Source organism: Pseudomonas sp. BF-R-30, from assembly GCF_019956175.1.
GTDB classification, from domain to species: Bacteria; Pseudomonadota; Gammaproteobacteria; order Pseudomonadales; family Pseudomonadaceae; genus Aquipseudomonas; species Aquipseudomonas jessenii.
Genome location: NZ_JAHBDE010000044.1, coordinates 24,959 through 49,094, shown reverse-complemented (window position 1 = coordinate 49,094; position 24,136 = coordinate 24,959). Strand labels below are relative to the sequence as shown.

General features: G+C 62.2%; 20 protein-coding genes. 10 read left to right on the top strand and 10 right to left on the bottom strand.

Annotation, left to right across the window (positions count from 1 at the left end; genetic code table 11):
- The 8 genes from KGB20_RS20840 (at nt 1) to KGB20_RS20805 (ending at nt 11,652) form a co-directional block, all read left to right on the top strand.
- Nucleotides 1-945: a DUF58 domain-containing protein gene (locus tag KGB20_RS20840; RefSeq protein ID WP_223532961.1), complete on the top strand. Its 945-nt coding sequence runs from the start codon at nt 1-3 to the stop codon at nt 943-945.
- Nucleotides 942-1,436, top strand: coding sequence for a DUF4381 domain-containing protein (locus KGB20_RS20835; protein ID WP_057715004.1), 495 nt, complete (start codon nt 942-944; stop codon nt 1,434-1,436). The genes KGB20_RS20840 and KGB20_RS20835 overlap by 4 nt, the downstream gene beginning before the upstream one ends.
- Entirely contained in the window at nt 1,429-2,511 is a 1,083-nt protein-coding gene (locus tag KGB20_RS20830) for a vWA domain-containing protein (RefSeq protein WP_154908948.1), read from the top strand. The genes KGB20_RS20835 and KGB20_RS20830 overlap by 8 nt, the downstream gene beginning before the upstream one ends.
- On the top strand, nt 2,508-4,241 hold the full coding sequence (locus KGB20_RS20825) for a VWA domain-containing protein (RefSeq protein WP_154908947.1): 1,734 nt from the start codon (nt 2,508-2,510) through the stop codon (nt 4,239-4,241). Before KGB20_RS20830 ends, KGB20_RS20825 begins: the two co-directional genes overlap by 4 nt.
- Nucleotides 4,238-5,887: a BatD family protein gene (locus tag KGB20_RS20820; protein ID WP_154908946.1), complete on the top strand. Its 1,650-nt coding sequence runs from the start codon at nt 4,238-4,240 to the stop codon at nt 5,885-5,887. The genes KGB20_RS20825 and KGB20_RS20820 overlap by 4 nt, the downstream gene beginning before the upstream one ends.
- Nucleotides 5,888-6,176: 289 nt before the next feature.
- Complete coding sequence (locus tag KGB20_RS20815) at nt 6,177-7,421, top strand: exonuclease SbcCD subunit D C-terminal domain-containing protein (protein WP_057715008.1); 1,245 nt, start codon at nt 6,177-6,179, stop codon at nt 7,419-7,421.
- A complete protein-coding gene (locus KGB20_RS20810; protein WP_154908945.1) occupies nt 7,418-11,059 on the top strand; it encodes an AAA family ATPase in 3,642 nt (1,213 codons plus the stop codon). Before KGB20_RS20815 ends, KGB20_RS20810 begins: the two co-directional genes overlap by 4 nt.
- Nucleotides 11,056-11,652 (top strand): glutathione S-transferase, encoded by a 597-nt coding sequence (locus KGB20_RS20805; RefSeq protein WP_154908944.1) that lies wholly within the window; start codon nt 11,056-11,058, stop codon nt 11,650-11,652. The genes KGB20_RS20810 and KGB20_RS20805 overlap by 4 nt, the downstream gene beginning before the upstream one ends.
- 114 nt (nt 11,653-11,766) lie before the next feature.
- Here the strand turns inward: KGB20_RS20805 and KGB20_RS20800 are convergent, their stop codons facing one another.
- From KGB20_RS20800 to KGB20_RS20765, 9 genes are all read right to left on the bottom strand, one after another.
- Entirely contained in the window at nt 11,767-12,024 is a 258-nt protein-coding gene (locus KGB20_RS20800) for a hypothetical protein (RefSeq protein ID WP_057715011.1), read from the bottom strand.
- Complete coding sequence (locus KGB20_RS20795) at nt 12,021-12,233, bottom strand: hypothetical protein (RefSeq protein WP_150813850.1); 213 nt, start codon at nt 12,231-12,233, stop codon at nt 12,021-12,023. Before KGB20_RS20795 ends, KGB20_RS20800 begins: the two co-directional genes overlap by 4 nt.
- 115 nt (nt 12,234-12,348) lie before the next feature.
- Entirely contained in the window at nt 12,349-12,474 is a 126-nt protein-coding gene (locus tag KGB20_RS29045) for a hypothetical protein (RefSeq protein ID WP_263286633.1), read from the bottom strand.
- A gap of 216 nt (nt 12,475-12,690) precedes the next feature.
- Nucleotides 12,691-12,870 (bottom strand): hypothetical protein, encoded by a 180-nt coding sequence (locus KGB20_RS20790; protein ID WP_057715012.1) that lies wholly within the window; start codon nt 12,868-12,870, stop codon nt 12,691-12,693.
- A gap of 156 nt (nt 12,871-13,026) precedes the next feature.
- Complete coding sequence (locus KGB20_RS20785) at nt 13,027-14,196, bottom strand: lactonase family protein (RefSeq protein WP_154908943.1); 1,170 nt, start codon at nt 14,194-14,196, stop codon at nt 13,027-13,029.
- Entirely contained in the window at nt 14,189-14,527 is a 339-nt protein-coding gene (locus KGB20_RS20780; RefSeq protein ID WP_150813852.1) for a DUF5629 family protein, read from the bottom strand. Before KGB20_RS20780 ends, KGB20_RS20785 begins: the two co-directional genes overlap by 8 nt.
- Nucleotides 14,528-14,661: 134 nt before the next feature.
- Nucleotides 14,662-16,242, bottom strand: a complete 1,581-nt coding sequence (locus KGB20_RS20775; protein ID WP_154908942.1) for an aldehyde dehydrogenase (NADP(+)) — start codon at nt 16,240-16,242, stop codon at nt 14,662-14,664.
- A 10-nt stretch (nt 16,243-16,252) separates the two neighbouring features.
- Nucleotides 16,253-17,245: an AraD1 family protein gene (gene araD1, locus KGB20_RS20770; RefSeq protein ID WP_154908941.1), complete on the bottom strand. Its 993-nt coding sequence runs from the start codon at nt 17,243-17,245 to the stop codon at nt 16,253-16,255.
- 158 nt (nt 17,246-17,403) lie between these two features.
- Nucleotides 17,404-18,726 (bottom strand): MFS transporter, encoded by a 1,323-nt coding sequence (locus tag KGB20_RS20765; protein ID WP_154908940.1) that lies wholly within the window; start codon nt 18,724-18,726, stop codon nt 17,404-17,406.
- Nucleotides 18,727-18,920: 194 nt separating this feature from the next.
- Here KGB20_RS20765 and KGB20_RS20760 point away from each other — a divergent pair, with 194 nt between their 5' ends.
- Both KGB20_RS20760 and KGB20_RS20755 read left to right on the top strand, forming a co-directional pair.
- A complete protein-coding gene (locus tag KGB20_RS20760) occupies nt 18,921-20,657 on the top strand; it encodes an IlvD/Edd family dehydratase (RefSeq protein WP_057715018.1) in 1,737 nt (578 codons plus the stop codon).
- A gap of 171 nt (nt 20,658-20,828) precedes the next feature.
- Nucleotides 20,829-21,548 (top strand): FadR/GntR family transcriptional regulator, encoded by a 720-nt coding sequence (locus KGB20_RS20755; protein ID WP_032829613.1) that lies wholly within the window; start codon nt 20,829-20,831, stop codon nt 21,546-21,548.
- A gap of 176 nt (nt 21,549-21,724) precedes the next feature.
- Here the strand turns inward: KGB20_RS20755 and KGB20_RS20750 are convergent, their stop codons facing one another.
- Nucleotides 21,725-24,109 (bottom strand): efflux RND transporter permease subunit, encoded by a 2,385-nt coding sequence (locus KGB20_RS20750; protein WP_102671985.1) that lies wholly within the window; start codon nt 24,107-24,109, stop codon nt 21,725-21,727.
- Nucleotides 24,110-24,136: the final 27 nt, after the last annotated feature.

Genomic DNA, 24,136 nt, shown 5'->3' with positions numbered 1-24,136 from the left:
ATGAACGCCAGCCTGCCGCCCGAGCCGGGCATCCGTGTCAGCCTCGCCGACCTGATCGAGATGCGCCATCGCGTGCGCGAAGTGCAGCTGTTTTCCACGCCTGGCCAACGCAGCCCGCTGATCGGCCTGCACCATTCCAAATTGCGCGGGCGTGGCGTCGACTTCGATCAGGTGCGGGTCTATCAGGCCGGCGACGATGTGCGCACCATTGACTGGCGTGTGACCGCGCGCACCCAGGAGCCCCACACCAAGCTGTTCCACGAAGAACGTGAGCGGCCGATTTTCATCATGGTCGAACAAAGCCACCGGCTGTTTTTCGGGTCGGGCCTGATGTTCAAGTCGGTGCTCGCCGCCCAGGCCGCGAGCCTGATCGGTTGGGCAGCCCTGGGCCACAACGACCGGATCGGCGGGCTGGTGTATGGCGACAATGAGCACTATGAAATCAAGCCTCGGCGCAGCAAGCAAAGCCTGCTGCAGTTGCTCAACCGGCTGGTGCGGGTCAACCGGTCGCTGACCACCGAGGGCGAGCCGGACCGCGACGCCTTTGGCATTGCCTTGCGCCGAGCGCGTGAGGTGTCACGTCCGGGCAGCCTTGTCATTGTGATTTGCGACGAACGCGCGCTATCGGAAAGCGCCGAGCAACAGCTGAGCCTGTTATCGCGTCATTGCGACCTGTTGCTGCTGCCGGTGTCCGATCCGCTGGATCATGCCCTGCCCGCCGCCGGCCTTTTACGTTTCGCCGAGCGTGGAGCGCAATTGGAACTCGATACGCTGAATTTCGACCTGCGCCAGGCTTACCGGGCCCAGGCTGAAGCGCGTATCGCGCGCTGGGAGCTGCTCGCGCAAAAACTGCGGGTGCTGATGATGCCGTTGAGTACTCAGAGCGAAATGGTCGAGCAATTGCGCGAATACCTGAACCCACAGAAACCGGGGAAAGGTCGATGAGCAGCCTTGATCAACTGCAACCACTGATATCCCCGCCACCGGTGGAATTCTGGCCTCCGGCACCGGGTTGGTGGTTGCTGCTTCTGTTGGTGCCGCTGATCGGTTTGGGCCTGTGGAAGCTACGTCGTTTTATTCCGGACAGGCGCCCCGTGGTGCGTGCAGAACAGCCGCTTGACCCGGTGCGTCTTGCCGCCCTGGCGGAACTGGCCTTGATGCCCAAACCCTACGACGGTGCGCCGGCCGGTGCCTGGCTGCAGCAACTCAACGGTTTGCTCAAACGCCTGTGCCGCAACCACTACCCCTACAGCCAGAGCCACACCCTCAACGGGCGAAAATGGCTGGCGTTCCTCGACAATCGCTGCCCGGCCGCAGGCCTGACTCGCTGGATGGTGCTGGTCGAAGGCGCCTACAAACCCGAATGCAAACTCGACGACAAGGCCATCGCCGGCCTGACCCAGGCCGTCGACACATGGATTCGCAAGCATGTTTGAGTTCGCCTGGCCGTGGGTTTTTGCCCTTCTGCCGCTGCCGTGGCTGATGCGCATCATATTGCCGGTGGCCGACAGTGGCGAACCGGCGCTCAAGGTCAGTTTCCTCAGCGACCTGGAAGGCCTCGCTGGGCGTCGCGCCCGGGCAAACCTGCCAGCATGGCGCCAGCAGGCACCGTTCATAGTGCTGTGGCTGTTGCTGCTGGTCGCGGCGGCACGCCCGCAATGGCTCGGCGAACCCTTGCCGATTGCCGCCAGTGGCCGTGACTTGCTGGTGGCGGTGGACGTTTCCGGCTCCATGGACTTCCCTGACATGCAGTGGCAGGACGAAGAAGTGAGCCGACTGGCGTTGGTCCAGCACCTGCTCGGCGATTTCCTCGAAAGCCGCGAAGGTGACCGGGTCGGCCTGATCCTGTTCGGTAGCCAGGCCTACCTGCAGGCGCCGCTGACCTTCGACCGCCACACCGTGCGCGTCTGGCTCGATGAAGCGCGTATCGGCATTGCCGGCAAAAACACCGCCATCGGCGATGCTATCGGCCTGGCCCTCAAGCGCCTGCGCTCGCGTCCGGCAACAAGCCGCGTGCTGATTCTGGTCACCGACGGCGCCAACAATGGCGGTGAAATCGACCCGTTCACCGCCGCCCGGCTGGCGGCCAAGGAAGGCGTGAAAATCTATCCGATCGGCATTGGCGCCGATCCAGAGCAAAGCGGCTCCGTGGGTTTCCTCGGCGTCAACCCGAGCCTGGACCTCGACGAGCCGTCCCTCAAGGCCATCGCCGAAGTCACCGGCGGTCAGTACTTCCGCGCCCACGATGGCAAGGAACTGCAATCGATCAAGGACACCCTTGACCAACTGGAGCCCGTGACCCAGCAACCGACCCAGGCCCGCCCGGCCCAAGCGTTGTATCACTGGCCGCTGGCCCTGGCGCTGTGGTTGAGCATGCTGCTGCTGGCCCCCGTACTCTGGCCGGACAACCCCTTGCAACGCCTGTTTACCAGGGATCTGTTTTTGCAAACGCAATTGCTGCCCGACTGGCGCCAGCGTCTAAAACGCCTGCGCCTGCGGAGGCGCCGATGAGTGTACTGTGGCCGTACTGGTTCCGCCCCTGGTGGCTGCTGTTGCTGCCGGTGCTTGGCTGGTTGCTCTGGCAACTCTGGCACCGCAAGAAACGCGCCGGGCGCTGGCAAATGATCCTGCCTGCAGCCTTTCACACGACATTGCTCAGCGGTGGCAGTGGACGTGACAGTAAATTGCCCTGGATCGCCCTCGGTCTCGCGTGGCTGTTGACCGTGCTCGCCCTGCTGGGTCCGGGCTGGCAGCGTGTCGAGCAGACCAGTCAAAAGCCCGCCGATCCGCTGGTGGTGATTCTCGAGCTGACCCCGGAAATGCTCGCCACCGACGTCACACCCAACCGACTCGAACAGGCACGACGCAAGGTGCTTGATCTGCTGCAGATTCGCAGCGACGCGCAAACCGCCATCGTCGTCTACGCCGGCAGTGCCCACACACTGGTGCCGCTGTCAGATGATCTTTCCACCAGCCGCAATCTGTTGGATGCACTGAAACCGTCGTTGATGCCAGCGGCCGGTCATCGCGCCGATCTGGCGGTGCTCAAGGCCCTGGCGTTGCTCGAACAGGCTGCTTTGGGCGATGGCCGGATCCTGCTGATTGGATCGTCCCTGACCGACCAGGAGCGGCTGGGCATCCGTCGCGCGCTGAACGGCAAATCGACCCAATTTTTGATGCTCGGCATCGGCACCGCCGAAGGCTCGCCGATCACCCAGGAAGACGGCAGCTTCCTCAAGGATGAACAAGGCGCCATTCTCGTGCCGCGCCTGGATGAACCCGGCTTGAAAAATTTTGCCAACGACCTGGATGGGCGCTATCGCCAGGCGCGCCTGGACGATAGCGACCTGCACGCCCTTGGCCTGCTCGACGGTCCACGCCACTTGCGCAACGACGGTCAGACCTTGCGCCTGGACACCTGGGCCGATCAGGGGTACTGGCTGCTGCTGCCACTGCTGCTGCTCGCGGCCTGCGCGGGGCGTCGCGGTTGGCTGCTGTGCCTGCCGCTGCTATTGGCGCTGCCTCAACCGAGCTACGCCTTCGACCTAGCGGACCTTTGGCTGCGACCAGATCAACAAGGCTTGCATTTACTCAAGCAAAAGCGCCCTGCGGAGGCCTCCCGACGCTTCGAAAATCATCAGTGGCAAGGCGTGGCGCTCTATGAGGCCGGCGACTACGCAGGCGCCGCCGAGCGGTTTGCCGAAGGCGACGATGCCCACTCCCACTACAATCGAGGCAATGCCCTGGCCAAAAGCGGTGAGCTGGAGGCAGCCCTGGACGCTTACGAACAGGCACTGGAACGTCAACCGGATTTGCGTCCGGCACTGACCAACAAGGCGCTGGTCGAGCGCTTGCTCAAGGAGAAAAATACTCCTCCTGAGCCAGACGCCGCCAGCAACGCCCGGCCCGAAGCCGAATCGCCGGAGCCACCGCCCGGTGCCGCCGCACAACCCTCGAGCAGCGGCGAACCGAAAACCGAGGGGCAACCGAGCCGCCCGGGTGAGGAACAACCACCCACCACACCGCCGAAACCGGGGGGCAACGAGGTTCCGGGCAGCGAACTGGGTGACGAACAACACACCACACCGCCCTTGCGCCCGGCCACCGACAGCATCGAAGGTGAGCAGCGCCAGGCACTGGAGCAATGGCTGCGACAGATCCCGGATGACCCCGGCGAACTGCTCAGGCGCAAATTCTGGTACGAACAGCAACAACATCAGGATCAGGAAGAAACTCGATGACCCGCTTCACCGTTTTATTGCTCGCGCTGCTGCATGGCCTGTTGTTCTGCACCGTTCAGGCACAGGCAGCAGAACTGGTCGCCAGTGTTGATCGCAGTCGCCTGAGCTCAGGCGAGACGGTCGAGCTGACCCTGGAATCCAGCGATGTCACTCAGTTCGGCAAACCGGACCTGGCGGCGCTGGAACCGTTGTTCGAAGTGCGCGGCACACGCCAGGTCAACCAGCTGAACACCCTGAGCGGAGAAAACCAGGCCACCACCCGCTGGATCGTCACCCTCCTGCCCCGGCAAAACGGCAGCGTGGTGATTCCGTCATTGCAACTGGGGGAACTGCAGAGCCAGCCGATCACCCTGCAAGTGGTCGAGAGCGAAACACCGGACAACCCGAACCAGCGGGCCGCGGTGTTCATCGATGCCAGCCTCGATCAAACCAGCGTGTACGTGCAGGCCCAGGCGGTCCTGACCCTGCGCATCTACCATTCGGTGTCGCTGTACGACGACAGCAGCCTGCCCCCCTTGCAGATACCTGACGCACGCATCGAACAATTGGGCGACTCACGCACCTACGAAAAGGACATCGACGGCCTGCGCCATGGCGTGATCGAAATGCGCTACGCGATCTACCCGCAACACAGCGGCGAACTGATCATTCCGGCACAGGTCTTCAACGCCGCGCTGGTCGACCCACAACCGGTACAGGACGCAGCCCAGGGGCCAAAAGCCGGCAAGCTGATGCGCGTCACCTCGGCCGAACTGCTGTTGACGGTCAAGGCCAAGCCCCTCACCTATCCGGCCGACGCGCCCTGGCTGCCTGCCCGCAGCCTGACCCTGAGCGAAATCTGGAACCCGGAGCCGGATCACACTCAGGTCGGCGATTCGCTGACCCGCAGCCTGACGGTGAAGGCCGAAGGCTTGTCCAGCACCCAACTGCCTCCGCTGCCCGGCACCGACGTCGGCGGCCTGCGCCGCTACCCTGATCAACCGGTGCTCGGCAACCAGAACAGCGAACGCGGCCTGGTCGGCAGTCGTGAAGACCGCGAGGCCCTGGTGCCGACAAGGACCGGCGCCATCGAGCTGCCCACCGTCGACGTGATCTGGTGGAACACCTTCGAAGATCATCTGGAACACAGCAGCCTGCCTGCTCGCACGCTGCACGTGGTGGCCAATCCGAGCCTGCTGGCCGACACCCCGGCCGGCGCCTCACCGGTCGATGTAGGCGCCAACAGCGAAGCACTCTGGCGCTGGAAGCTCAGTACCTTGATTCTGGCCTGCACTACCCTGCTCGGCTTTGGCCTCTGGTGGCGTGGCCGCTGGCAACCGGCGGTGGCGCGTGTCGCGCAAACCGGCCCGAGCCCGCGCACCGTGCTCGACGACCTCAAGCGCGCCTGCCAGGCCAACGACTCCCACGCCACCCGCCAGGCCCTCGACGCCTGGGCCCGCCAGCAGCCGGAAACCCTGGCCGACATGGCCGCCCGCTTCGTACCTCTGTCCGACGCCCTCGACGGCCTGAACGGCGCGCTGTACAGCGAAACCGGCCAGTATTGGCAAGGTGACGAACTGTGGCGTGCGATCAAGGCGATCCCGATGGCCGAACGGGTTCAGGACCCTGTCGGTGACAGTGGGTTGCCGCCGCTTTATCCCAAGTAAACACCGACCTGGCGACAAAGATGCATTTGTGGCGAGGGGGCTTGCCCCCGTTCGGGCGCGAAGCGGCCGTAAATCCGGGCGGCTCGGTGTACCAGGAAAAACCTGGGGCCGCTCCGCAGCCCAACGGGGGCAAGCCCCCTCGCCACAGGCAGCCGTCCTCGCCACAGAACTCCCTGCCATAAGAAGTTTGGTGTGCAACCACACCCGACCGGTTTACCAGTAAACTCTTCCCCCTTTCGCCGCCTTCATTTTTCACGCGGCCATTACCTATTTTGTAGCGGAGTTCGCCTTGCGCTTGTTTCACACCTCCGACTGGCACCTCGGGCAGAACCTGCACGGCCAGGATCGCGATTTCGAACACGGCTGTTTTCTCGAGTGGCTGTTGCGTCAATTGAAGCTCGACCAGCCGGATGTGCTGTTGATCGCCGGCGATATCTTCGACACGGTCAATCCGCCGGTCAAAGCCCAGGAGCGTCTCTACGACTTCATCGTCAGCGCCCACGAACAGCAGCCGTTGCTGACCATCGTGATGATTGCCGGCAACCACGATTCCGGCTCGCGGATCGAACTGCCCGCGCCGTTGATGCGCCGCTTGCGCACTCACGCGCTCGGTCGTGTGTTGTGGCTGGATGACGGGCAACTGGATGCCGAGCGTTTGCTGTTGCCGCTACCGGATGCCAAGGGCAAAACCGTCGCCTGGTGCCTGGCGCTGCCGTTCCTGCGCCCTGCCGAAGTCACCGGCGCGCATCTGGGCGACAACTACCTGCGTGGCATTGGCCAGGTCCATGAATGGCTGATCGAGGCGGCGAACGCAAAGCGCAAGAAAGGCCAGGCGCTGATCGCCATCAGCCACGCACACATGGCGGGCGGTTCGGTGTCGGAAGACTCCGAGCGCAGCCTGATCATCGGCAATGCCGAAGCCCTGCCCGCCAGCCTGTTCGGACCGAGCATCAGTTACGTTGCCCTCGGCCACTTGCACAAGCCGCAGAAGGTCAACGGCGAGGAGCGCATCCGCTACAGCGGCTCGCCGATTCCGTTGTCGTTCTCAGAGATCAGCTATCAGCACCAGATCCTCGACATCAAACTCGATGGCGAAACCCTGGTCAGCGTCGAGCCGAAACTGATCCCCCGCGCGGTCAACCTGCAACGCATCGGCCCGGCGCCATTGAGCGAGATCCTGGTGCAACTGGCGGACCTGCCGAACATCGACCTGTTGGCCGACATCCAGCGCCAACCATGGCTGGAGGTGCGGGTGCGCCTCGATGAACCGCAGCCCGACCTGCGCAATCAAGTGGAAACCGCCCTGCAAGGCAAGGCCGTGCGCCTGGTGCGCATCGCCGCCGAGTACGCCGGCAACGGCGGCCGTGACGGTGCCGACGAAGGCAGCACGCTGATCGAACTGGACCAACTCACGCCTCAGGAACTGTTCAGCCGCGCCTGGCAGGACAACTACGGCAGCGAGGTCGACGAGCAGACCCTCAAGGACTTTGCCGAGCTGTTGCAGGACGTGCAGATGGAGAGCGAACAACCATGAAAATCCTCGCGATCCGCCTGAAAAACCTCGCCTCCCTGGCCGGGCCATTTGAAATCGACTTCACCGCCGAACCCTTGGCCAGTGCCGGACTATTCGCCATCACCGGCCCCACCGGCGCTGGTAAAAGCACCTTGCTTGATGCCCTGTGCCTGGCGCTGTTTGGCGCCGTACCGCGCCTGAACAACACCGGGCGCGACGCCAAGGTGCCGGACGCCGACGGCGAAATCGCTACCGGCGACCCACGCACCCTGCTACGTCGCGGCACGGGTGAAGGCTATGCGGAAGTGGATTTCGTCGGCGTCGACGGCCGCCGCTACCGCGCCCGCTGGGAGGCCAATCGCGCCCGGGACAAGGCCGCTGGCAAGCTGCAGGCCAGCCGCCAGAGCTTGCGAGACATCGATCAGGATCAATTGCTCGCCAGCCAGAAAGGCGAATACAAGACTCAGCTCGAAGCCGCGCTGGGGCTGAATTTCGAACAGTTCACCCGCGCGGTGATGTTGGCGCAAAGCGAGTTCAGCGCGTTCCTCAAGGCCGACGACAACGACCGCAGCGAACTGCTGGAAAAACTCACCGACACCGCGCTCTACACTCGCCTCGGTCGTCGGGCCTTCGACAAGACCAAGGAGGCCCGCGAGGCGCACAAGCTGCTGCAGGATCAGGCCAGCGGGGTAACGCCGCTGTCACCCGAAGCTCGCGCCGGACTGGATGAACGCTTCAACCAGGCGCAGCAACAACTCAAGACCCAACAGGCGCAGCTCAAACTGCTTGAACTGCAGGACACCTGGCTCAAGGACCTGCGTCGATTGCAGGACGAGCATCTGGCCGCCAGCGAACAACTGCAATCAGCGCAGACCCACTGGGAGGCCTTGGCCAGCGAGCGTTTGAGGCTCACCCGTCTCGAACAGCTGGCCCCGCAACGGCACCAGTTCGCCCGTAAAGCCGAGGTCGACGCGCTGCTGACACCCTTGGCGGCGCAAATTGCCTTGCAGACGCAGCAACATGGCGAACTCGGTGAGCGCCAGACGCTGCTTGAGCAACAGCTCGGCAGCGCCCGGATCGCCTTGAGCGAAACCCAACAGCGACAAGCCGACAGCGCGCCGTTGCTGCGGCAGGCCTTCGAAGCCCAAAGCACCCTCGCCCGCCTGGCCAAGGACACCGCCCTCAGCGCCGAAGCCAGGCAACAGGCGCAACAGGCCTGCACCCAGGGCCAGGGCACGATTCAGACCTTGCTCGATCAGCAAGCCCGAGGTGCCGGGGACTTGCAGCGCATCGCCACGGGGCTTGAGCAAAGCACGCATCTGGCACCGCTGAGCGATGCCTGGAATGCCTATCGCGACCGGCTGCAACAGTTGATGCTGATCGGCAATCGACTGAATCAGGGCCAGGCCGAACTGGCCAGCCTCGAACAAAACGCCGCGAGCACCGACCAGGCGCTCACCGCGCAGAAGCAGCAACTGGAGGTGCTGTTCAAGGAGGCCGGTGCCGAACCGGATGCCGTCGCCGAACAGATCGGCATCCTGGGTAGCCTGTTGCAGGACAACCGCAAGCAACTGCGCGCCGTCGAAGACCTTGCGCGCCTGTGGGCCAGCCAGCAGGACCTGGACAAACGCAGCGCCGAGCTGCAACAGCGCCAGCTCACCGCGCAGCAGGAACGTGAACGCCTGACCCAGGACGGGGTCAAGGCCAAGGCTGATCTGAGCGTTGCCGAACAGACCCTCAACGTCACTCGCGAACTGCTGGAGCGTCAGCGTCTGGCGCGCAGTGCCAGTGTCGAAGAGCTGCGCGCGCAGTTGCAGGACGATCAGCCATGTCCGGTCTGCGGCAGCAACGAGCATCCCTATCATCAGCCCGAAGCCCTGCTGCAAAGCCTCGGTCGTTTTGATGAAAGCGAACAGGCCAACGCGCAAAAGGCCGTCGACCTGCTCAAGGAAAAACTCACTGACCTGCGTGCCGAAGTCGGCGGGCTGATCGCCCAGCAAAAGGAACTGCTGCAACAGCAGGAGCAACTGGCGACCCAGCAGCAAGCCCTCGCTCCGAGCCTGGAAGCGCACCCGCTGGCGGCCCAACTGCTGAATCAGGATGCCGCCAAACGCGATGCCTGGCTCGTTCAGCAAAACAGTCAGCTCAACCAAAGCATCAGCCAGGACGAGCAACGGCAGAGCGCGCTGCTCACCCTGCAACAGGATGCCGCACGCCTGACCCAGCAACTGCGCCATGCCGAAACCGCGCACCAGCAAGCGGCCCAGCACCTGAGCAATCAACAGCGCGAATTGAACAACGACCGCCAGCGTCTGGACGAAGAACTCAAGGCATTCGCCAACCTGCTGCCGGCCGAAACCCTGCAAGCGCTGCGCGTCGAACCGGCCGCGACCTTCATGCAGCTCGACCGGCAGATCGCCGAACGCCTGGCGCAACTCGAACAGCAAAAGGAAGAATTGGCCGAGCAGCAACAGCGCCAGCAACACCTGGAGAAGGAACAGGATCGCCAGCAAAGCCGCGTGCAGCAATTGCAGGCCGCCGAACAGCAATTCACCGGGCTGGCCGAGCAGCAACAGGCGAGCCAGCACACACTCGGGCAATTACTCGGCGAACACAGCAGCGCCGAGCATTGGCAGCAGCAACTGGAACAGACCGTGGAACAGGCGCGCAGCGCCGAAGCCAGCACTGCGCAGACGTTGCAAAGCGTCGTCACGCAGTCAGTGCAAATCGCCGCCGAGCTCAAGGCCCAGCGGGAACGCTTGCATGCACTGGAAGGCGAAGAACGTGAGCTCGCTGGCAAGATCGGCGACTGGCGTGCCCGTCATCCCGAGCTGGATGACGGCGGCCTCGAAAACCTGTTGAGCGTCGACGACACCCAGGTCAGCGAACTGCGCCAGCGCTTGCAGCACAGCGAAAAAGCCATCGAACAGGCCAACGTCCTGGTACAGGAGCGCAACAAACACCTGCTCAATCATCAGGCACAACAGAACGGCAACCTTGATGTCGAGCAATTGGCCAGTGCGCTGATCGACCTGCAAAACCTGGCCGCCGCCAGCGAGCAACACTGCGCCGAACTGCGCGCCGAGCAGGCCGAGGACCAGCGCCGGCAGAACGCCAATCAGGCCCTGGCGCAGCAGATTGCCGACGCCTACAACGAGTATCAACGCTGGGCACGCCTGAATGCGTTGATCGGCTCCGCCACCGGCGACACCTTCCGCAAGATCGCCCAGGCCTACAACCTCGACCTGCTGGTGCATCACGCCAACGTGCAATTGCGCCAACTGGTGCGCCGCTATCGCCTCAAGCGCGGCGGCAGCATGCTCGGGTTGCTGGTGATGGACACGGAAATGGGCGACGAACTGCGCTCGGTGCACTCACTGTCCGGTGGCGAGACCTTCCTGGTGTCGCTGGCGCTGGCCCTCGGTTTGGCGTCAATGGCGTCGAGCACGCTGAAAATCGAGTCGCTGTTCATCGACGAAGGCTTCGGCAGCCTCGATCCCGAATCCCTGCAACTGGCCATGGATGCCCTCGACGGCTTGCAGGCCCAGGGCCGCAAGGTCGCGGTGATTTCCCACGTACAGGAAATGCATGAACGTATTCCGGTGCAGATTCAGGTCCAGCGCCAGGGCAACGGCCTGAGTACCCTGGAGGTGAAATGAACACGCTGTATTCCTTCCGCCGCTGCCCGTACGCCATGCGCGCACGCATGGCCCTGCGTTATTCGGGAGTGGCCGTGGACATCGTCGAAGTCAGCCTGAAGGCCAAGCCCGCCGAGATGCTCGCACTGTCGGGCAAAGGCACGGTGCCGGTACTGAACGCCGATGGCCGGGTGATCGACGAAAGCCTCGACATCATGCGCTGGGCCCTGGCTCAGAACGATCCGCAGGACTGGTTGCTCAAGAATGATCCTGTCGCAGCGGAGCAAATCGCCCCTTTGATTGAACAGAACGATCAGGTGTTCAAGGTGCACTTGAATCGCTACAAGTACGCGGAACGTTATCCCGAGCAGCCGATGGAGGTTTATCGCAGCGAGGGTGAGGTGTTCCTGCGCAGGCTGGATCAGTTGCTGGAAGGCCGCGACTATTTGCTGGCGGACCATCCGAGCCTGGCGGATGTGGCGTTGATGCCCTTCGTACGGCAATTCGCCCATGTCGATCGCGATTGGTTCGGGCAGACCCCTTACCTGCGCTTGCAGGCATGGCTACAGCGGCTTTTGGAGTCGGACCTGTTCACATCAATCATGAAGAAATAACCACCCCCTGTAGGAGCCAGCTTGCTGGCGAAGGTGTGTCAGTTGACGCTGTGGTGCCTGACACACCATCGCCAGCAAGCTGGCTCCTACAAAGGTCCGTGGTGCGTCGAAGACTCAGGCCAGAACCTGACACATCCCGATGGCCGAGCAATCGACCTGGAACGGGCCGAAAACCACACCTTCACTCCTGATCGGTGGATTGCCAGCCAGCATGCCCTGGGCATTGGCGTTTTCGATGTTGCGGGCAATGTTGTGGTTGGCTTCGATGGCCCGTGCCACCGAGCCTGCCGAGCCCTGTCCGATCCCCAACAGGGAGGATCCATTGGTCATGAACGCCAGGAAAGCGATGACCCAGAGTCTGTGCCCTTTCATGCGCCGACGACTCCTGCGAGTTCAGCCTGATCAACGCTGGCATTCTGCGCACGGTGTTCAAACTGGATGCCGGGATGAGCGACCTGGATCGGTGCTTCAAAGCTGGATTGCGACTGGGCTGAAAGGCTGACCACCAGCACCATGGCAAGGTAAAGACCGATCGCCACATAGGCGCCGTGTTTGGCAGAAGTGAGAATTGCGCTGGCCATGATGTTCTCCGCAGGCATGTTTCAATGCCCTCAGAATCGATCAAAAAAGCCGGGTTAACCACTCAGGGTTATCCATAGTGACCATCAACTTCATTGATCATTAAGCCAGACTATTTCACTCTTCAATAAAACTCATCAAGCGCTCGCGCGCAGCATCCGGCTCAACCGGAACAGGGTCGGCTGCCGACAGAATGGGGGTGGAATAGAGAAAAAGTAGAACCAATGCCAGACGCGTCACCATGCTATCGATCCTTGCCGTGAGGAGGAGTCAAAAAATCAGCGTCAATTTAAACGCATGGCAATGTGATATCAAGCGCAACATTGATAGCAAAGTGATGCTGTCGCAAATGCGTTATGCAGGAGCGACATCACTCTGATCGTTTTCAACACCTGTTTTTCAACATCAGGCTCTTCGATCATCAGTGACTTCGCTCCTGCATAAAGGCAGGGCTGACGTTCAGGCTTGGGTTTTGTGATCCAGCGCGGCGTAGAAGTTGGCGCTCTGTTGCAGGTACTTCGGGGTGTAGCTCTGGGTGTGGGCTTTTTTGTCGCTGATTTCAACGTTGGCACTGGCTGGCAGCGCAACGGTGGCGGAAATGGCGGAAGCGGCGATGACAGAGAAGATGTTGAAGTTCATGGCGGTATTCCTCGGATTCGGTTGGCTTGCTTGCCCGGTGGGGCCGTGAAGCAAACTTAACCCTCGAGGGTTCGTGCCTTGAAATGCTTTGTAGCAGTACCAGATATCAGCGTCATTGATAAAAGCAGGCAGGCCCCATCAACCGGGGCCTGCGGCTTATTGACGCAGCAGAAACCTGAGGTCGCTCGGGGCATCCATCGGCAGTTTTTGCACGGTCTTGCCCAGCAGACCGGTCCTGGCGTCGCGTTCGACGACGACAATCTGGTTGCTCTTCTGGTTGGCGATCAACAGGAATTTGCCGCTCGGATCGAGGCTGAATTCCCGCGGATGATCGCCCTCCACCGCCCGCCGTTGCAGCTCACTGAGATGGCCGGTCGCCGGATCGATGGCAAACACCAGCAGTTGATTGGCCGTGCCACGGTTGCTGACGTAGAGGAACTTGCCGTCAGCCGAGGCATGCAACGCCGCCGCAGCCTTGTCCGATACCGGTTGCCCGGCAGCCAGATCGACCATCTGCGTCTGTTCGAGTTGGCCGTCGTGGTAATCGAAAACCGCCACTTGCGCGCTCATTTCCATGGTCAGCCAGGCGTGTTTGCCGTCGGCGCTGAACAGCAGATGTCGGGGTCCGCTACCGGGCGGCAGCTGTACGAATGCAGGGGTTGCCGGGGTCAAAGGCAGTTCCGGGTTGGCCTTGGGATCGAAGCGGTAGGCGAACACCTTGTCGGCACCCAGGTCGTTGGAGAACACGTATCTGCCGTCCGGCGACGGGATCGTCGAATGCACATGGGCCGAGGCCTGGCGCTCGGGATTGACCCGGCTCGCCGGGTGGCTGCTCATCTGCACCACCGGTTTGAGCTTGCCATCGGCCGCCGCCGGCAATACCGCCAGGGTGCCGCCCGGGTCTTCGGCCACCGAGTAATTGCTGACAAACAAATGGCTGCCATCGATGCTGAGGCTGGAATGGGTCGGCTCGTTGCCCAGGCTTTGCACCTGGCTAATCAGGCTCAGCGCGTGGGTCTTGGGATCAATCGCGAAACTGCTGACGCGCCCTACCGGATCGGTCTGGCCAGGGCCGTTTTCGTTGACCACGAACAGCTGTCGCTGATCCTTCGACAGGGTCAACCACGACGGGTTCGCGCTCTTGATCACTTGCAGGGGGCTGGCATCGATCTGCCCGGTGCGGCTGTCGAACGCCAGGCGGTAGATGCCCTGGCTTTGACCGGCGGTGTAGGAGCCCACCAGCAGTTGATAGTCCTCGGCGGATGCGACCTGAACGCCCATGGCGCCGATGCTGCCGGCCATCAACAGTGGCCAGAGGTTACGCATCGTCTTGGTCGTCTTCTTCGTTGTCACCGCTGACGACATCGCCCAGGCACACCAAACGGTGTTCACCCGAGTCACCGGTGATCAACCAGCTTTGCAGCGTAGAGTCGAAGGTCGCGGCCTGTACCTGCGCCGGCGTGAACTCCCAGTGTTTGGCCACACGGCCATCCATGCATTCAATGTGCAGGTTATCGAACTCGTCGAGGGCGAATTCGAAGGCATGCAGCCCGTCGATCTCCACCATTCCGCAGCGTTCGAGGGCATTGAGCAAGGTGTCGGTTGGGGAAGTCATGGCAATCAATCTTTGAATGGGAAAGCGCCAATGATAGCTCATGCACCCGACCAAAGTTTCACACAAACCTGTGGGAGCGGGCTTGCTCGCGAAAGCGCAGTGTCAGCCAACAGAGATGTTGAATGATTAACTGCATTCGCGAGCAAGCCCGCTCCCACAGGGGTTGTGGTCAGCCGCTAGAGTGCCTCGCGGGACGACTGCCCATCCACCAGTCGCTGGATGCGCAGCGGATTACCGTTCTTCAGCGCATCCGGCAGCAAGCTGTCCGGGTAGTTCTGGAAGCACACCGGACGCAGGAAACGATCGATGGCCAGTGTGCCCACCGAGGTACCGCGCGCATCGGACGTTGCCGGGTAAGGCCCGCCGTGGACCATCGAATCGCAGACTTCCACGCCCGTCGGATAGCCATTGAGCAGGATGCGTCCGACCTTCTGCTCCAGCAACGCCGTCAGCCCGGCGAACTGTTCAAAGTCTTCCGGCTCGCCGATGACGGTGGCGGTCAACTGGCCGTGCAGGCCATTCAGGGCGGCCATCAGTTGCGCATGATCGGCCACTTCAACCACCACCGTGGTCGGACCGAACACTTCCTCCTGCAGCACTTCATCGCCATCGAGCAGCAGGCTGACATTGGCCTTGAACAGCTGCGGCTGTGCCTGATTGCCCTGTTGCGGATTGCCGGCCAGGTGCTCAATCCCCGGATGCGCGAGCAGTTTTTGCAAGCCCTGACCGTAGCTGCTCAGGGTTCCGGCATTGAGCATGGTTTGCGCCGGCTGATCGCCCATCAACCCGGCCACTTGCTGCACAAAGGCACTGAACGGCGCTGAGCGAATGCCGATCACCAGGCCCGGATTGGTGCAGAACTGGCCGCAGCCCTGAACCACCGACGCCGTTAGATCCCGGGCGACCGTGTCGGCCCGCGCCTGCAACGCCTCGGGCAAGACGATCACCGGGTTGATGCTCGACATCTCGGCAAACACCGGAATCGGTTGTGCGCGGGCCGCTGCCATGTCGCACAAGGCCCGACCGCCCTTGAGCGAACCGGTGAAGCCCACGGCCTGAATTGCCGGATGCTTGACCAGCGCCTCGCCGACGCCACCGCCGTAGATCATGTTGAACACGCCGGCCGGCATCCCGGTTTTCTCGGCAGCACGAATGATCGCGTCAGCCACCCATTCAGCCGTGGCCATGTGACCGCTGTGGGCCTTGAACACCACCGGGCACCCGGCGGCCAGCGCCGAGGCGGTATCGCCGCCGCCGGTAGAGAACGCCAGCGGAAAATTGCTGGCACCGAACACCGCCACAGGTCCCAGGCCGATGCGGTATTGACGCAGGTCCGGACGCGGCAACGGTTGACGCTCCGGCAATGCCCGGTCGATTCGCGCGCCGTAGAAATCACCGCGCCGCAAGACTTTGGCAAACAGGCGCATCTGCCCGCTGGTGCGTCCACGCTCGCCTTGAATCCGCCCTGCGGGCAACGCCGTTTCGCGGCAGACCACAGCGACAAAATCATCACCGAGGGCATCCAGTTCATCGGCAATGGCCTCGAGAAACTGCGCCCGCCGCTCCGCGCTCAGGCTGCGATAGACCGGATACGCGGCCGCCGCCGCGCCGGCCGCCGCATCGACTTCCTGCACTGTCGCCTGGGAAAAATCGTGGGGCAAGGCCTCCCCCGTCGTCGCATCGACACTCTGCAACTTGATGCTGCCGGCGGCGCTACGCTGACCGCCGATGTAGTTGTGACCAAGAATCCGGATCATGGGTAATTCCTCAAAGTGTACCGACGCTGCCGGGTTCGAAAGACGCTGCGACGGGTGCGATGCCGTTGATCAATGGCGCGCCGAATTCAGCCTGGGTGATCTCGAACACATCACCCGGCTGGGTGCGAATGCCATCGGCAAAGGACAGGGTCGCCGTGCCGAAGAAGTGAATGTGCACGTCCCCCGGGCGCAGGAACTGGCTGTACTTGAAATGATGGAATTCGAGGTTGGCGAGGCTGTGGCACATGTTCGCCTCGCCGCTGAGAAACTCGTTCTGCCACAGCACTTCGCCGTCACGCAGGATGCGGCTGGTCCCCGCCAGATGCTGCGGCAGTTCGCCAACCCGCAGTTCCGGGCCATAGCTGCAGCTGCGCAGTTTCGAGTGGGCCAGGTACAGGTAGTTCTTGCGCTCCATGACGTGGTCGGAGAACTCGTTGCCCACGGCAAAACCCAGGCGATACGGCTTGCCGTCCTGACCAATCACGTACAGGCCAGCGATCTCCGGCTCTTCGCCGGCATCTTCGGCAAACGGCGGCAAGGGAAACGGCTGGCCCGGCCTGACGACGATGCCGCCATCGCCTTTGTAGAACCACTCTGGCTGCACACCGGCTTCATCCGCCGCCGGCTTACCGCCCTCCACGCCCCATTTGAAGATGCGCATGGTGTCGGTCATCGCGGTTTCGTCGCCACTTTGCTGGTGCATCTTGTCCCGGGCCGAGGCGCTGCCCAGGTGGGTCAGGCCCGTGCCGCTGACCAGCATGTGCGCCGGGTCCACATGGTCCAAGGGCGGCAGGATGCGCCGTTGCATCAGCAATTGGGCGTAGTCATGGCTGATCCCCAACCCCAGGCTCTGTACCTGTTGCTCAAGGCTTGCGCCCGCCTCGATCGCCGCCAATGCCAGATCGCGAACGGTGCGCGCGTCCTGTACTTCTCGGACCAGGCCCGCCTCGACCACGCCGACACGACGTTCGCCGTTACTCAATTCGAACTGAACCAAACGCATGAATTTTCTCCTGTAAACAATACGTCAGAACACCGCAGAACCCATGTGGGAGCGGGCTTGCTCGCGAAGAAGTCGTCATACCCGACATCATCGGTGACTGACACTGCGCTTTCGCGAGCAAGCCCGCTCCCACATTTGGTCGGTGTGAACCCTCAAAATCAGGTACGGGAAGCCCCACGTGCACTTGCTGCAAATTGATCGGCTGGCAGGACGTGCTTGCGCTCCAGCAGGCGATACACCACGCCAGTCAGAATCAGCCCGAACACCATCACTCCGGACAGGAAGTACAGGCCCGAAGCCAGGTTGCCGGTGTATTCCTTCAACGCGCCGATCACAAACGGACCGAGGTAGCCACCGAGGTTGCCCACCGAGTTGATCAAGGCAATCCCCGCCGCCGCACTGGCACCGGCGAAGAAGCGGCCCGGCAAGGTCCAGAACACCGCCGTGCAGGAGAACAGTGCGAACGCCACCAGGCACAACGCCGCCAGTTGCAGCACAGGCACCGACAGCCAGGCGCTGAGGAACAGGCCAATCGCACCCAGCACGTACAGCATGGCGAGGTGGCCGTAGCGGTCGTTCAAGCGGTCGGAACTGCGCGGGATGATCAGCAGACCGACGATGCCAAAGATGTACGGCACCGCCGAGACGAATCCGGTCACCAGGTCGCTGCCGCCGAATTGTTTGATCAGGGTCGGCAGCCACAAACCCAGGCCATAGATGCTCAGGGTCACCGGCAGGTAGAACAGCGCCAGCAGCAGGACGCGCTTGTCCTTGAGGGCGTGCAACGGGTTGCCGTGACGGGTCTGGCCGTAGGCATCCAGATCCTTTTTCAGCTCGCCGCTCAGCCAGTCCTTTTCCGCCTGGTCCATCCACTTCACTTGCTGCGGGCCGTCCGGCAGGTAACGCAGCACCGGCCAGGTCAGCAGGATCGCCGGGGCGCCAATGACGATGAACAGCCACTGCCAGCCGTGCAGCCCCAACACGCCGTCCATGCCCAGCAAGCCACCGGACACCGGGCCGGTGATCATCATTGCGATGGGTTGCGACAGGATGAACAGCCCGAGGATCTTGCCGCGATGGCGCACCGGGAACCATTGGGTGATGTAGTACAGAACGCCCGGGAAGAACCCGGCTTCGGCGGCGCCGAGCAAAAAGCGCATCACATAGAAGCTGTTCGGCCCCTGGACGAAGGCCATGCCGATGGTGATGGCGCCCCAGGTGACCATGATCCGCGCGAACCAGCGCCGTGCGCCGAAGCGGTCGAGCATCAGGTTGCTGGGGATTTCCAGCAGGAAGTAGCCGATGAAGAACAACCCGGCGCCAAGACCGTAGGCGGCATCGCCCAGGCCGATGTCTGCGCCCATGTGCAATTTGGCGAAGCCGACCGCGGAGCGGTCCACATAGGCGATCAGGTACAGCAGGATCAGGAAGGGAATCAGTTTCAGTGTGATGCGGCGGATAAGCCGCAGTTCCTGGCTCATGAGAACGGTCTCCGATTGTTGTTGTTATAGAACCTCGGGGGACGCCTCTCGCGAAATGTTCGCCAGGGCCATCCCTCCGTTTGAGCGGACTATATAGTAATACTATTTACTCAACAACACTTCCAAAGCTCACAATTTGCGCTTATGTTACGCCTCAGCTCGAACAATATAGTCATACAATAAGAGAACAGATCATGTCTGATAAGAAACCCACCCTGCGCTCCGCCCAATGGTTTGGCACCGCCGACAAGAACGGCTTCATGTACCGCAGCTGGATGAAGAATCAGGGCATCGCCGACCACCAGTTCCATGGCAAGCCGATCATCGGCATCTGCAACACCTGGTCGGAACTGACCCCGTGCAACGCGCACTTCCGCCAGATCGCCGAGCACGTCAAACGCGGTGTGATCGAGGCCGGGGGCTTCCCGGTGGAATTTCCGGTGTTCTCCAACGGCGAATCGAACCTGCGCCCTACCGCCATGCTCACCCGCAACCTGGCGAGCATGGACGTGGAAGAAGCCATTCGTGGCAACCCGATCGATGGCGTAGTGCTGCTGACCGGTTGCGACAAAACCACCCCGGCCCTGCTGATGGGCGCCGCCAGTTGCGACGTGCCGGCCATCGTCGTCACCGGCGGGCCGATGCTCAACGGCAAGCACAAGGGCAAGGACATTGGCTCCGGCACCGTGGTCTGGCAGCTCAGCGAACAGGTCAAGGCCGGCACCATCAGCATCGACGATTTCCTCGCGGCCGAGGGCGGCATGTCCCGCTCGGCCGGTACCTGCAACACCATGGGCACCGCCTCGACCATGGCCTGCATGGCCGAAGCGCTCGGCACCTCCCTGCCCCACAACGCGGCGATTCCGGCCGTGGACGCACGCCGTTATGTGCTGGCGCACATGTCCGGCATGCGTGCCGTGGAGATGGTGCGCGAAGACTTGAAGCTGTCGAAGATCCTCACCAAGGAAGCCTTCGAAAACGCCATCCGCGTCAATGCCGCCATCGGAGGTTCGACCAATGCAGTGATCCACCTGAAAGCCATCGCCGGGCGCATCGGCGTCGAGCTGGACCTGGATGACTGGACACGTATCGGTCGCGGCATGCCGACCATTGTCGACCTGCAACCGTCCGGGCGCTTCCTGATGGAAGAGTTCTATTACGCCGGTGGCTTGCCGGCGGTGCTGCGTCGCCTCGGCGAAGCCAACCTGATCCCGAACCCGAACGCCTTGACTGTCAACGGCAAGTCCATCGGCGAGAACACCAGGGACGCGCCGATCTATGGCGAGGACGAAGTGATCCGCACCCTCGACAACCCGATCCGCGCCGATGGCGGCATCTGTGTATTGCGCGGCAACCTGGCACCGCTGGGCGCCGTGCTCAAGCCGTCCGCCGCCACGCCCGAACTGATGCAGCATCGCGGCCGTGCGGTGGTGTTCGAGAACTTCGACATGTACAAGGCACGGATCAACGACCCGGAACTGGACGTGGATGCCAACTCGATCCTGGTGATGAAGAACTGCGGGCCGAAGGGTTATCCGGGCATGGCCGAAGTGGGCAACATGGGCCTGCCGGCCAAGCTGCTGGCCCAGGGTGTGACGGACATGGTGCGTATTTCCGATGCACGCATGAGTGGCACGGCGTACGGCACGGTTGTGCTGCACGTCGCCCCGGAGGCCGCTGCCGGCGGTCCGCTGGCCGCAGTGAAGGAAGGCGACTGGATCGAACTCGATTGTGCCAGCGGCCGTTTGCACCTGGATATTGCGGACACCGAGTTGGCCGCGCGCATGGCCGATCTGCAACCGCCACAGAACCTGATCGTCGGTGGGTATCGTCAGTTGTACATCGACCACGTGCTGCAAGCGGACCAGGGTTGCGACTTCGACTTCCTGGTCGGTTGCCGTGGGGCCGAGGTGCCGCGTCACTCCCACTGACCCCCCCCTTGTAGGAGCGAGCTCGCTCGCGATGGACCCGAGACCGCCGCGGGGTGTCAGGTTCCCCACGTTATCGTTGACGTCCATCGCGAGCGAGCTCGCTCCTACAGTCGACTCGCCGCGCCTGCTATCATGCGCGACACCTCTTCGCACAGGACCGTGCCGTTTCCCATGGATTACCGCAAACCCTCCGACCGCAAAAGCATGCACTCGCGCATCGTCCAGGAACTGGGCATGCAGATCGTCTCGGGACGTTTCCTGCCCGACGACAAACTGCCCGCCGAAGCGCTGTTGTGCGAAGAATATGCGGTCAGCCGGCCGGTGCTGCGTGAAGCCACCCGGGTACTGGTCGCCAAGGGCCTGGTGTATTCCCGCCCGCGGGTCGGCACCGTGGTCAAGCCGCGCAAGGACTGGCACATGCTCGATCCGGACGTGCTGCACTGGTTGATGCAGAGCAGTCCGCAGAATCAGTTTTTCGACCTGCTGACCAGCGTGCGCAGCATCATCGAACCGGCCGCTGCCGCCCTCGCCGCGCAATTCGCCACGGAGGCGGATATCGCCTCCATCGGTGAGGCCTACCAACGCATGGAAGCCGCACCGACGCCGGAGGCTCTGTTGCAGCCGGACCTGGACTTCCACAGTCGCATCGCCGATGCCACGCACAACGACCTGTTGGCCAACCTGTGCAACATGCTCTCGGTGGCCATCGCCGAAGCCTTGAAGCATTCGAACCAGCGGCCGAACCTGCATGAACTGGCGTTGCCCCGGCACAAGGCAATCCTGACCGCCATCGAAAACCGCGACGCCCTCGGCGCGCGGCATGCGACGTTGGTGCAGCTGGACGATGCCCGCAGCGCGCTGAATGTGGTGCTCGGCAGCGATCCCGCCTGATCACCGAAGAACCCTGTGGGAGCGAGCTTGCTCGCGATGGCCGCCGAATGTTCGATATCAATGCGGCTGACACTCCGCAATCGCGAGCAAGCTCGCTCCCACAGGTTCCAGGGCGAAACCATCGGGCATAAAAAAGCCGCAACCCAAGGTTGCGGCTTTTTTGTTTCAGCTGTCGATCAGTGGGCGAACAACGAATTGCCCTTCTGCCCCGCCAGTTTCTCCGGCTTGATCAGGAACCGCGCCAGTGCCGGCAACAGCCACAGCGCACCGAACATGTTCCACAGCAACATGAAGGTCAGCATCAGGCCCATGTCGGCCTGGAACTTGATGGCCGAGAAGATCCAGGTGCACACGCCGATGGCCAGGCACAGACCGGTGAACAGCACCGCCTTACCGGTGGACTTCAGTGTCTGGTAGTACGCCTCTTGCAGCGGCAGGCCGGCACGCAGGAAGCTTTCCAGGCGGCTGTAGATGTAGATGCCGTAGTCCACGCCAATCCCCACCCCGAGCGCCACGACCGGCAGGGTCGCCACTTTCACGCCGATCCCCATGAAGGCCATCAGGGCATTCCCGAGTACCGAGGTCAGCACCAGCGGCAACACGATGCACAAGGTCGCCGCCCACGAACGGAAGGTGATCATGCACATGACCGCGACGCAGATGTACACCAGGACCAGGATGGTCAGTTCGGACTTCTTGATCACCTCGTTGGTGGCCGCCTCGATCCCGGCGTTACCGGCAGCGAGGATGAACTCCAGGCCTTCCTTGTTGTTTTCCTTGGCGAACTCCTGCACCGCATGTACCGCGCGATCCAGGGTCTCGGCCTTGTGATCGTTGAGGAACACCAGCACCGGCGCCACGGAACAGCTGTTGTTGTACAGGCCGTCAGCGCGGGCAATGGAGTTGTTCAGCACATCAGGGTTACGCGACAGGGTTTCCCATTTCAGGTTGCCCTCGTTCATGCCCTTGATCATTTGCTTGGACACGGTCACCAGGGAAATCGCCGACTGCACGCCCTCAGTGTTCTGCATCTTCCACATCAGCTCGTCGATCGGCGCCATGGCTTCGTAGCGCGAACAGCCTTCGGACTTGGTCTTGACCATCACCACCAACACGTCGGAGCTGGTGGAGTAGTTGTTGATGATGAAGTTGTTGTCCTTGTTGTAGCGCGAGTCCGGACGCAGCTCCGGCGCACCCTGGTCGAGGTCGCCGATTTTCAGGTTCTGGCTGTACCAAAGGCCGCCGCCAAAGGCGATCAGTGCCAGCAGAATGGAAACCGGGGCCACTTTCGCGCTGGCAAAGTTCGACAACAGGCGCCAGAACGGATGCTCGCGAGTCGCGTCCTTTTTGCTGCGGTCGACGGCACGCTTGCTGATGCCGACATAGGAAATCGCCACTGGCAACAGGATCAGGTTGGTGAACACGATCACCGCCACACCGATGGATGCGCCGATGGCCAGCTCACGGATCACACCGATATCGATGATCAGCAGCGTGATGAAACCTACGGCATCGGCGAGGATCGCGATCATCCCCGGCAGGAACAATTGACGGAAGGTGCGACGCGCCGCCGTCAGGGCGTTGTCCGCCTCACTCGATTGCAGGGCGATCCCGTTGATCTTCTGCACGCCGTGGGAAATACCGATGGCGAAGATCAGGAACGGTACCAACATCGAATAGGGATCGAGCCCGAAGCCGAAGAAGTGCATCAAGCCCAGTTGCCAGACCACTGCCACCAGCGTCGTGCTCAACACGGCGACCGTACTGCGCAGGCAGTTGGTGAACCACAGCAAGAGGATCAGGGTGATGACGAAGGCAACGCCGAAGAACATCACCACCATCACCAGGCCATCGATGAGGTCACCGACTTTCTTGGCGAAACCGACGATGTGGATCTTCACGTTCGGGTTCTGTGCTTCGAACTTGGTGCGGATCTTGTCCTCAAGCTCGTGGGAGAACTGGCGATAGTCCAGCGCCAGCAGCTTGCCCTGGTCCTGCGGGTCCGGGTAGGACTCCAGCAACGGAATGTCGACGATGCTCGATTTGAAATCGTTGGACACCAACCGCCCGACCTGACCCGACTTGAGCACGTTGTTGCGCAACAGATCGAGGCTGGCCTGGGAGCCGTTGTAGCTTTGCGGAATCACTTCACCGCCGGCGAAGCCCTCTTCAGTCACTTCGGTCCAGCGAACGCTGGGGCTCCACAGCGACTTGAGGCCGGAACGGTCGACACCGGAGATGTAGAACACTTCGTCGTTGATCTGACGCAGGGTCTCCATGTACTCCTTGGAGAAGATGTCGCCATCGGTGGCTTCCACCGAGATCCGTACGGTGTTGCCCAGGTTCGCCAGATCGTTGCGGTGCTCCATCATCTTCTGGATGAAGGGGTGCTCCAGCGGGATCATTTTTTCGAAGCTGGTGGACGGACGGATCAGCGTCGCCTGCCAGAACAGAAAAATACTGACCAGCAGACAGATCGTGATCACTGCCGGGCGGTTGTTGAAGATCAGGCGCTCGAGGAACGTCGCCTTGTCCTGGTGATGAGTACTCAAGGAAGTCATAGCTCCGCCTTCTTATTATTAACCCGG